This window comes from Phenylobacterium sp. (assembly GCF_030693805.1).
Taxonomy (GTDB): Bacteria; Pseudomonadota; Alphaproteobacteria; order Caulobacterales; family Caulobacteraceae; genus Phenylobacterium.
This window is the reverse complement of record NZ_JAUXZW010000307.1, coordinates 1-9,216: the sequence shown is the minus strand read 5'-3', so window position 1 is coordinate 9,216 and position 9,216 is coordinate 1. Positions and strand designations below refer to the sequence as shown.

Here is a 9,216-nt window from a genome sequence, read left to right as displayed (position 1 = left end):
CGCCGCTGACGCCAGCAAGGCCGCGACCGACGCCGCCGCCGCTGCTCCGGCTGCCGACGCGATGTCCGCCGCTGAAGCCCCCAAGGCCGACGCGATGGCTCCGGCCGCTCCCGCGGCCCCGGCTGAAAAGCACTAAGCGCGTCTCACCAGACACGTTGAAGTCTAAAGGGCCGTCCCTCCGGGGGCGGCCCTTTTCCTTTGCCCGCTGACCCATGGCGCGCCCACTGTCGGACATGATCCCTCCCCCGGCCGCCAACGCCGAAGACCCGCTGATCTGGGCCGACGACGGACCGCGGTCGCGCTTCTACGGCGACATCTATTTCTCCACCGCCGACGGCCTGGCTGAGAGCCGCGCGGTGTTCCTCCAGGGCTGTGGCCTGCCGCAGGCCTGGAGCGGACGCGAACGCTTCGTCGTCGGCGAACTGGGCTTCGGGACCGGCCTGAACGTCGCCGCACTGCTGGACCTGTGGCGCGCGCACCGGCCGCCAGGCGCCCGCCTTCACGTGTTCAGCGTCGAGGCGCACCCGCTAGGTCGCGCCGACGCCGTCCGCGCGCTCGCCGCCTGGCCCGAGCTGGCTGACGCCGCCCAGGCGCTGCTGGATCAGTGGCCTGGCCGCGCCACGGGCTTCCACCGCCTGGAGCTGCCCGGGTTCGACGCGATCGTCGACGTCGCCGTGCTGGATGTCGCCCAAGCGCTGGGCCAGTGGTCAGGCCGCGCCGACGCCTGGTTCCTCGACGGCTTCTCGCCGGCGCTGAACCCGGCGATGTGGCGCCAGGAGGTGCTGGACCTGGTCGCCGCGCGATCGGCGCCAGGCGCGCGGGCGGCAACGTTCACCGTGGCCGGCGCTGTGCGGCGCGGCCTGGCGCAAGCGGGCTTCACGATCGCCAAACAGCCGGGCTATGGCCGCAAACGAGAGCGCCTCGAAGCTTGGTTCGAGCCGCAAGGCGGTGCGACGACCAGCCCATCCCGCCGCGTGGCGATCATCGGCGCGGGCGTCGCGGGCGCGGCGTCGGCGCGCGCCGTCCGCGTCCTGGGCGGCGAGGCGGTGGTCTACGAAGCGCATGCTCCAGGCGCCGGAGCCTCCGGCAACCCCGTGGCGCTGGCGACGCCGAGGCTCGACGCCGGCCTCGGTCCTCCCGCCCGACTGTTCGCCCAGGCCTTCGCCCGCGCGGCCCAACTCTACGAAGCAACGCCTGGCGCGGTGCTGGCGCGGGGCGTTCTGCAGCTAGCCGTGTCCGAGCGCGATCCCGGACGGTTTGCGACTATCGCCGCCAGCAACTTGTTCGAGCCCGGCGACCTCGAGCTGCTTGAACCTGACGCGGTCGGCAAGCGACTGGGCGAAGCGGCGCCCGCCGCCTTGGCCATGGAGACCGCGCTGACGATTGCGCCCGCCGCCGTGCTGTGCGCCTGGATCGGCGGTCAGAGCCGCGTGCAGGTGGCGCGTCTGGAGGCCACGGCTGGCGGATGGCGGCTGCTGGGATCCGACGGCGAAACCGTCGGCGAGGCCGACGCGGTGATCGTCGCGGCCGGCGCGCAGAGCGGCGATCTGGTCGCCGGCGCAGCGCTGTCCAGCGTCCGCGGCCAGGTGAGTTGGGCGGCGCTGGACGCCCCCGCGGTGCAGGCGGCCGCCTGGGGCGGCTATGCTGCGCCAACCGTTGACGGCGTGCTGTTCGGGGCCACATACGACAGGGGCGACGTGGGCCTCGATGTGCGCGACGCCGATCATCGCCGCAATCTGGAGACCTTGGCCGCGACCCTGCCCGCGCTAGCGCGGCGCCTGGCGGGCGCCCGCCTGCAAGGGCGTGCGGCGTTGCGCGCGGTGACGCCCGACCGCCTGCCGCTGGCAGGGTCCGCGGGTCAGGCCGGATTGTACCTGCTTTCGGGCCTCGGCTCGCGCGGCTTCACCTTGGCGCCGCTGCTCGCGGAACAGGTGGCGGCGCTGGCGCTCGGCGCACCCAGCCCCCTGCCAGGCGACCTGGCCGCGCTGGTCGACCCGGCGCGGTTCGAAGCCCGCGCCGCGCGACGTGGTCGGCCCTAACGTCACAACTTATAGTTACATGCCGGCGGAAATCCTGCGATCCAGGATGTTACACGCGCAGATCGATGGTGCGGATTTCCGATGGCACGATCCGGACATCGTCGGCGAATCGGCTCTGACTTCGGGTCTTAGCCATGCCCATCGCCGCTTGCAGGCTCATCGGAAGCGCGGAGGTGTTCCACAGCCCCTGACCGGAAAATCGTTGATCTACACGAAACATGGCGCCACCAAATGGCTGTTTACGGTCGACTCACAATGGTCACTATACGTAACATCACCCTGCTCTGCTAACGACTGGTTAAATCGTCGTGGCGGTGACGGGCCGCGTCACAACCTCGGACCGACCGGGCCCGACGAGTCGCCGCGCGCCGCGTAGAACGCATCGACCCTGGTGAAGTGGAAAGCCGCCGTCTCCACGCTCCGCTTGGCGATGTCGATGGCCAGATAGTCGAGACCGAAGGGGCGGCATTTGAACTGCATCGCCTTCAGCCTGTCGACGTATGGTCTCAGCGCATTGAAGGCCGCGACGGCCTCCGCGAGATCACCTAGCCGACCATTGCCGTCGCCGTGGTGCGACCGCCCTTCGCCGAGCACGTGATAGAAGTTCCGCCGGCGGGTGAAATGGTAGGCCGTGGTCTCCAGCCCATTGAGCGCGATCTCCATCGCCAGATAGTCGGAACCTTCCGGCGCGCACTCGTCCCGCATCGCCAACATCTGCGCCACATAGGGCGCGAGGGTGTCGAATTCGCGGACGGCGGCGGCCTCGAGGCCTAGGCCAAGGTACGTTCGATGGACCAACTGCACCTCCGGAAGCAACTTCCGAACGTGAACAAAATTAGAACATCCGAGTCAATGCGCGGCGTCGCCAGCCACGACGATATGAAGTCGGCGCACACGCCTTGGGCGCCCCCGGCGGGCGCAAGTACCGACTAACGCTATGAAAAGAATGGTGGACGCGACAGGGATTGAACCTGTGACCCCTACGATGTCAACGTAGTGCTCTCCCGCTGAGCTACGCGTCCGCCGGCTCCCCTTGGGGAGCGCGAAGGCGGGGATATACCGGCGCGGCGCTGGGCGCGCAACCCGGCCCGAGGGCCTGGGCTTGCGAAAGTCAGGCGGCCATCATCCGCTCCACCTCGGCGACGATCTCGCGCAGGTGGATGGGCTTGGACAACACCTTGGCGCCGGCGGGGGCCGCGTCGCCGGCGGCCAGGGCCACGGCGGCGAAGCCGGTGATGAACATGATCCTCAGGCCAGGATGGCGGGCGGCGGCCTGGCGCGCGACCTCGATGCCGTCCAGGCCCGGCATGACGATATCGGTCAGCAACAGGTCCCAGACCTCGTCCAGGGCGGCCGCCGCGGTGTCGCCGTCGGCGCAGGCCAACACCTCATAGCCCGCGCGTTCGAGCGCACGCGCGAGGAAGCCGCGCAGCGAGTCGTCGTCTTCGGCCAGGAGTATGCGGGGCATGGGCGCTCGTGCAGTCGGGCGTCGGGGATGTTTCGCGGGCAGATTAGGCGGGCACATGTAAACTCGCGATGAACCCTTTGACCATGGTCACGGCGCGGCGTTCAATACGGCGCAATGAATCCCCCGCCGGCGCTGGCCGCCGAACATCCCCAGGTCGCGCCTGCGGCCTTCGAGGTGCAGCGCGCCGCGCCCGCCGGCAAACCCCCGCCGACGCCGCTGGTCTACGCCTCGCCCCACTCGGGACGCTGCTATCCCCAGGACATGATGGTCGCCGCCGCGCTGGACGCGCTCGCGATCCGCCGTTCGGAAGACGCGTTCGTCGACGCCCTGGTCGCAGAGACGCCGGCGCTGGGCGCGGCGGTGATCGCGGCCAAGCTCGCCAGGGCCTATATCGACGTCAACCGCGAGCCGTTCGAGCTGGACGCCACCATGTTCGCCGACGAGCTGCCGGAATTCGCCCGCGCGCGCACCGCCCGCGTCGCCGCGGGCCTGGGCGCGATCGCCCGCGTGGTTTCGGAAGGCCAGGAGATATACGCGCGCAAATTGACCTTCGCCGAGGCCAGCCGCCGCATCGAAACCACCCATCGCCCCTATCACGCCGCGCTGAGCGGCCTGCTGGCGGAGGCCCAGGCAGAGCATGGCTTTGCGATCCTGGTGGACTGGCATTCGATGCCGGCCGCCGCGGCGAGGTCGCCTGGCGGAGGGCGGCCTAGCGACATGGTTTTGGGAGACCGCTTCGGCGCCGCCTGCTCGCACCTTTTGCCCGCGCGGGTCGAGCGCGAGTTGCAGGACCTGGGCTACCGGGTGGCGCGCAACACGCCCTACGCCGGAGGCTACACTACCGAACATTACGGCCGCCCCGCCGGCCGCGTGCATGCGCTGCAGATCGAGATCAATCGCGCGCTCTACCTCGACGAGGCGAACCTCGCGCAGACCGCCGATTTCGGCCGCCTGAAGGGCCATCTGGAGCGGCTGACCCAGCGGCTGGCGCTCGCCGACTGGAGCGCGTTGCGCGCCATCTGAGCCGGTGACGGCCAGCGCTACCCTGCAGACCAAAAAAAAGCCGCGCCCGAAGGCGCGGCAGTTCATTAGGGAGGAAACGCCCAGGAAGGGCAGAGACGTCAGGGACGCCTCACAAGTTCATTTATAGAGTGCGCTGCACAAAACACCAAGAGAAATTCTGAGAGCACTCTCACTTTTCGCACCTGAATCATCGTTTTTGCTTCATTTTCAACTCGTTGAGGGGTATAGCGACGCGGCGTCGCGTGCTGCGCCGCACAATTCATGGCCTCGGAACCCGGCGACTCGCCTTCATCATGAGTCGCCATGACCCCTGGCGAACCGCACTCGCGTCGCCTACAAGCCGCCCCTCCCGACCCCTTGAAGTCGCCCCCTTCCGAAGTCGCACCATGTCGCTCCGCAACATCGCTATCATCGCCCACGTCGACCACGGCAAAACCACGCTCGTCGACCAACTGCTCGCCCAGTCGGGCCTGTTCCGCGCCAATGAGGCGACCGTCGAACGGGCCATGGACTCCAACGACCAGGAGCGCGAGCGCGGCATCACCATCCTGGCCAAGGCGACTTCAGTGCTTTGGAAGGGTGCAACCGGCGAGACCCGGATCAACATCATCGACACCCCCGGCCACGCCGACTTCGGCGGCGAGGTGGAACGCATCCTGGGCATGGTCGACGGCTGCCTGCTGCTGGTCGACGCCGAGGAAGGCGTCATGCCGCAGACCAAGTTCGTGCTCGGCAAGGCGTTGAAGCTGGGCCTGCGCCCGATCGTGGTGCTGAACAAGGTCGATCGGCCGCACGCCGATCCCGACCGCGTGGTCAACGACGTCTTCGACCTGTTCGCCAACATCGGCGCCACCGACGACCAACTGGACTTCCCCCACCTCTACGCCAGCGGCAAGCAGGGCTGGGCGGTCGCCGCCATGGGCGACGAACAGAAGGACCTGTCGGTGATCTTCGAGAAGATCGTCGAGCACGTGCCGGCCCCCAAGGCCGAAGCTCTGGTCGACGCGCCCTTCCAACTGCTGTCGGTGTTGATCGAGAGCGACCCGTTCCTGGGCCGCCTGCTGACCGGGCGCGTCGAGTCGGGGCGCGCGACGCCCGGCCTGGCGATCAAGGCCATGGGCCCTGACGGCGTCGAAATCGAACGAGGCCGGATCACTAAGATCCTCGCTTTCCGCGGCCTGCGCCGCCAGCCGGTGGAAGTGGCCGAAGCCGGCGACATCGTCGCCATCGCCGGCCTGTCGAAGGCCACCGTCGCCGACACCCTGGCCTCGCCGGAAGTCACCGAGGCCCTGCCGGCTCAGCCGATCGATCCGCCGACCATCGCCATCACCGTGTCGGTCAACGACAGCCCGCTGGCCGGGCGCGACGGCGACAAGGTGCAGAGCCGGGTGATCCGCGAGCGCCTGTTGCGCGAAGCCGAGTCGAACGTCGCCGTGCGCGTCGCCGAGACCGCGGAAAAGGACGCCTATGAGGTTTCCGGCCGCGGCGAACTGCAACTCGGCGTGCTGATCGAGACCATGCGCCGCGAGGGCTTCGAAGTGTCGATCAGCCGCCCGCGGGTGGTGTTCCAGACCGACCCGGACACCGGCGCGCGGCTGGAGCCGATCGAGGACGTGGTCATCGACGTCGACGACGACTACTCCGGCGTGGTCATCGAAAAGCTGTCGGCCCGCAAGGCCGAGTTGAAGGACATGGGACCGTCCGGCGCGGGCAAGACCCGTTTGTCGTTCCAGTCGCCGTCGCGGTCGCTGATCGGCTACCAGGGCGAATTTCTCACCGACACTCGTGGATCCGGCGTGCTGAATCGGGTGTTCTCCCACTACGAGCCGTACAAGGGGGCTATCGAAGGCCGTCGCAACGGCGTGCTGGTGTCGAACTCCGATGGTGAGACCGCGTCCTATGCGCTGTGGAACCTGGAAGAGCGCGGTACGATGTTCGTGGGCGGCGGCGAGAAGGCCTACCAGGGCATGATCATCGGCGAGAATTCCCGGCCCGACGACCTCGACGTCAATCCGATGAAGGCCAAACAGCTCACCAACGTGCGCGCTTCCGGCAAGGACGAGGCGATCCGCCTCACTCCGCCGCGCCGTCTGACGCTCGAACAGGCCATCGCCTACATCGAGGAAGATGAACTGGTCGAGGTGACGCCGAAGGCGATCCGCCTGCGCAAGCAGGTGCTGAACCCGAGCTTCCGCAAGAAACGCGTCCGCGAAGCCTAAGGGTCCGGAAAGCCTAGCGACATGAAGGTCTGACGCGGTGGAGGAAGGCGAAGTCGAGGGCCTGCGCGGGCGCGATCGCCAAGCCGCCCGCGAGCGCGCCTTCCGTCTGCTCGCCGCCACCGTCGCTGCATTGTTGGGCGCCTTCGCGATCCTCGGCGGGCTGCTGGTCTGGTACGACAACGCCACTGGCATGGTGCTGCACACCCGCGAGGTGCGCGAAGGCATCAGCGACGTCCACCAGGCGCTGAGCGAAGCCGAAGCGGCGCACCGCCTGTATTTGCTGACCCGAACGCCCGTCGCACTCGATCAACTGAACGATGCGGACCAGCGTGCGCGCCGCCGCGTCGCCGAGGTCGAATTCCTGACCCGCGACAATCCCTCCCAACAACGCGGCGCGCAGGCGCTGAGCGACCTGACGCGCCAGCGGCTGGCGTTGTTGGAACGCGGCGTCGGACTGGCCCATGAAGGCCGAGGCGAAGATGCGCTGGCGCTTGTGCGAGGCGGCCAGGGGACTGCGGTGATGCGCGCCGTGCGCGCGCAGATCGCCGTGCTCGACGGCGTCGAGGCCCACCTGGAGGCTGAGCGCCGGGCGCGGGCGGCGACGCTGCGACTGGTCGGCGCGCTGGCGCTGCTGGTGTTCGCCGTGGCCCTGGGTTGGCTTTTCATCAAGGCGCTGCGTGACATCAACGTCGATCGCGAGGTCGAGGCGGAGACCGCTGAGCGGCTGCGCGGGTTGTTGCAGCAACGCACCCTCTTGCTCGCCGAAGTGAACCACCGGGTGAAGAACTCGCTGCAGCAGATCGCCAGCGTCGTCCGCATGCAGTCGCGTACGACGGACGATCCGGTCGTCGCCTCGGCGCTGGACAAGACCCTGGGCCGCATCGTCGCGGTGGGACGTGTGCACGAGCAGATCTACGGCAACGCCGGCAAGGTCGGCGACTTCGACGCCGGCAGCTACGCCGCCGGCCTGGCGCGCGAACTGGTCGACTCCATGGGGCGCGAGGATATAACCCTGGAAACCGACGTCGAGCCGCTGGTGCTGGACATGGCCCAGGCCGCGCCTTTGGCTTTGATCCTGAACGAACTTATCACCAACGCCCTGAAATACGGCTGCCCTCCCAATCGTCCGTGCAAGTTGCGTATTAGTTTACGAACCGTGGGCGACCATCACCAGTTGAGCATATCGGATGAGGGCGACGGTGTTCCGGCGGGGTTCTCCATGGCTTCCAAGACGAGTCTGGGCATGAGGGTGGTGGATGCGCTGTCTCGCCAGCTCGGCGGCAGCTTGAGCGTGGAGAACAACGCTGTCGGCGCCACGTTCCAGGTCGAGTTCCCCAGGAGCCTCGCCTGACATGAGGATCCTTATCGTCGAGGACGACGCCCTCATCGCTCTCGATATCGCGTGGCTGCTGCAGGATCTCGGGCACGAAGTCTGCGCCGAGGCCGCCGACGCCTTCACCGGCCTCGAGGCCGCCGAGCAGACCAAACCCGATATGGCGGTGATCGACATTCGCTTGGCGCGCAACACCGACGGCGGCAAGCTCGCCCGCACGCTCTATTGCCGCCTGGGCGTGCGCTCGCTGTTCGTCAGCGGCAGCATCACCGAAGCCTTCCGCAATGACATGGCCGGGATCGAGCCGCTCGGGTTCCTGGCCAAGCCGGTCACTCGGCGGCATCTGGACGCGGCTCTGCGCGGCGTCGCCGCCTGAACCCTCGCCGAACGTGGCCCATTCCGTCTACCGCGACATGCCGACCACCATCTTCGAGGAGATGTCTGGTCTGGCGCGCCTCCATGGTGCGGTGAACCTCGGCCAGGGATTCCCGGACGATCCGGGGCCGCTGGGCGTGCGCGCCAAGGCCGCGGAAGCCGTGCTCGAGGGCTATAACCAGTATCCGCCGATGTCCGGCCTGCCGGACCTGCGCCAGGCGATCGCCGGCCACTACGGCCGCCGCCAGGGTCTGGACCTCGACTGGAGCACCGAGGTTACGGTGACGTCGGGGGCTACGGAGGCTCTGGCCTCGGCCTTCTTCGCCCTGATCGAGCCGGGCGACGAGGTGGTGGTGTTCCAGCCCTTCTATGACGCCTACCTGCCGCTCATCCGTCGCGCTGGCGGCGTCGTGCGCCTGGTGACCCTGCAGCCGCCGCACTGGCGACTGGACCGCGCGGCGCTGGAGGCCGCGATCGGGCCGAAGACGCGGCTCCTGGTGTTGAACAACCCTAACAATCCCACAGGCGCCGTGTCGCCCGCCGAGGATCTGGCGCTGCTGGCCGAGATCTGTATCGCCCACGACCTGATCGCCGTGTGCGACGAGGTTTGGGAGCAGGTCACCTTCGACGGACGCCCGCACCGGCCGCTGATGGCGCTGCCGGGCATGCGCGAACGCACGGTGAAGATCGGTTCGGCGGGCAAGATGTTCGGGCTCACCGGCTGGAAGGTAGGCTTCCTATGCGCCACGCCCGCCTTGA

The 9,216-nt window shown here is 68.4% G+C and carries 9 protein-coding genes and 1 tRNA gene; 6 read left to right on the top strand and 4 right to left on the bottom strand.

Going from position 1 to position 9,216, the window contains the following annotated elements:
- Positions 1-233: 233 nt before the first annotated feature.
- Positions 234-2,039, top strand: coding sequence for an FAD-dependent 5-carboxymethylaminomethyl-2-thiouridine(34) oxidoreductase MnmC (mnmC, locus tag Q8M88_RS11895; protein WP_305597370.1), 1,806 nt, complete (start codon positions 234-236; stop codon positions 2,037-2,039).
- A gap of 49 nt (positions 2,040-2,088) precedes the next feature.
- Here the strand turns inward: mnmC and Q8M88_RS11890 are convergent, their stop codons facing one another.
- The 4 genes from Q8M88_RS11890 to Q8M88_RS11875 all read right to left on the bottom strand — a co-directional run bounded on the left by Q8M88_RS11890 (position 2,089) and on the right by Q8M88_RS11875 (position 3,507).
- The gene (locus Q8M88_RS11890; protein ID WP_305597369.1) at positions 2,089-2,259 is read right to left on the bottom strand and encodes a hypothetical protein; all 171 of its coding nucleotides are present in this window, start codon (positions 2,257-2,259) and stop codon (positions 2,089-2,091) included.
- 107 nt (positions 2,260-2,366) lie between these two features.
- Positions 2,367-2,837, bottom strand: a complete 471-nt coding sequence (locus tag Q8M88_RS11885; RefSeq protein WP_305597368.1) for a hypothetical protein — start codon at positions 2,835-2,837, stop codon at positions 2,367-2,369.
- A 149-nt stretch (positions 2,838-2,986) separates the two neighbouring features.
- A tRNA-Val gene (locus Q8M88_RS11880) sits at positions 2,987-3,061 on the bottom strand.
- 89 nt (positions 3,062-3,150) lie between these two features.
- A complete protein-coding gene (locus Q8M88_RS11875; protein ID WP_305597367.1) occupies positions 3,151-3,507 on the bottom strand; it encodes a response regulator transcription factor in 357 nt (118 codons plus the stop codon).
- A gap of 114 nt (positions 3,508-3,621) precedes the next feature.
- Between Q8M88_RS11875 and Q8M88_RS11870 the strand changes: the two genes are divergently transcribed.
- From Q8M88_RS11870 to Q8M88_RS11850, 5 genes are all read left to right on the top strand, one after another.
- Positions 3,622-4,530 carry an N-formylglutamate amidohydrolase gene (locus Q8M88_RS11870; RefSeq protein WP_305597366.1) on the top strand — a complete coding sequence of 303 codons (909 nt, stop codon included), beginning with the start codon at positions 3,622-3,624 and terminating at the stop codon, positions 4,528-4,530.
- A gap of 386 nt (positions 4,531-4,916) precedes the next feature.
- Positions 4,917-6,749 carry a translational GTPase TypA gene (typA, locus tag Q8M88_RS11865; protein ID WP_305597365.1) on the top strand — a complete coding sequence of 611 codons (1,833 nt, stop codon included), beginning with the start codon at positions 4,917-4,919 and terminating at the stop codon, positions 6,747-6,749.
- Between the two features lie 37 nt (positions 6,750-6,786).
- Complete coding sequence (locus tag Q8M88_RS11860) at positions 6,787-8,100, top strand: sensor histidine kinase (protein ID WP_305597364.1); 1,314 nt, start codon at positions 6,787-6,789, stop codon at positions 8,098-8,100.
- A 1-nt stretch (position 8,101) separates the two neighbouring features.
- A complete protein-coding gene (locus Q8M88_RS11855) occupies positions 8,102-8,458 on the top strand; it encodes a response regulator (RefSeq protein WP_305597363.1) in 357 nt (118 codons plus the stop codon).
- Positions 8,459-8,495: 37 nt separating this feature from the next.
- Positions 8,496-9,216, top strand: a 721-nt coding sequence (locus Q8M88_RS11850) for an aminotransferase class I/II-fold pyridoxal phosphate-dependent enzyme (protein ID WP_371132692.1), incomplete at its 3' end; no start/stop codon positions are given.